The organism is Duganella flavida (assembly GCF_009857445.1).
Classification (GTDB): domain Bacteria; phylum Pseudomonadota; class Gammaproteobacteria; order Burkholderiales; family Burkholderiaceae_D; genus Rugamonas; species Rugamonas flavida.
This window is the reverse complement of sequence record NZ_WWCN01000056.1, coordinates 1-628: the sequence shown is the minus strand read 5'-3', so window position 1 is coordinate 628 and position 628 is coordinate 1. Positions and strand designations below refer to the sequence as shown.

Genomic DNA, 628 nt, shown 5'->3' with positions numbered 1-628 from the left:
CGACGATAGCCATAGCGCCCGTGATGGCGGGCGAAAATGGTTTGAATTTGTTTCTTGATTTGCTGGTGCTTATCTGGTGCCTGCAATACCTGCTGCTGATAGTAAAAGGTACTGCGCGCCAAACCAGCAAATTTAAGCAGAGCGGCCAACGAAAAGTGCTGCCTTAGTTCATTAATTACTTGCGTTTTTTGCGTACGGTCACCCGCTGTTGCTTCTGCGCTTGAACTAAGGCTTCTAACTTTTTTAGGTAGGCGTTCTCCATACGCAGCTGATTGATTTCGGCCAGCAAGTCTTCCTTGCTGCGGCCCTCATCATTGGCAGGAGGTGGGATTGGAGTGTCAGGAAAATCAGGCATCTTGGGTGGTCGTCCACGCTTACGTGGTTTTAGAGCGTCTATACCACCGCTATGATAGCAGCGCTCCCATATCGCCAAACAACCAGAGCTGCGGATATCGAAGGCTACTGCTGCCTCTTTATAGGACCAGTGATTCTTCCACATTTGCTTCAATACCTGAAGCCGGAACTGCGCATCATAGTGCTCAAACTTCTGACGCAATCCTGCTACGCCATGGCGTTCATAAAAGGCCACCCACGACCTCGCAACCGTTTCCGAAACGCCATTGCGACG

Annotated in this window: 1 pseudogene; it reads right to left on the bottom strand. The window is 50.5% G+C overall.

The features are described from left to right. Nucleotides 1–628, bottom strand: a pseudogene (locus tag GTP46_RS29155) (helix-turn-helix domain-containing protein); the annotation flags it as partial.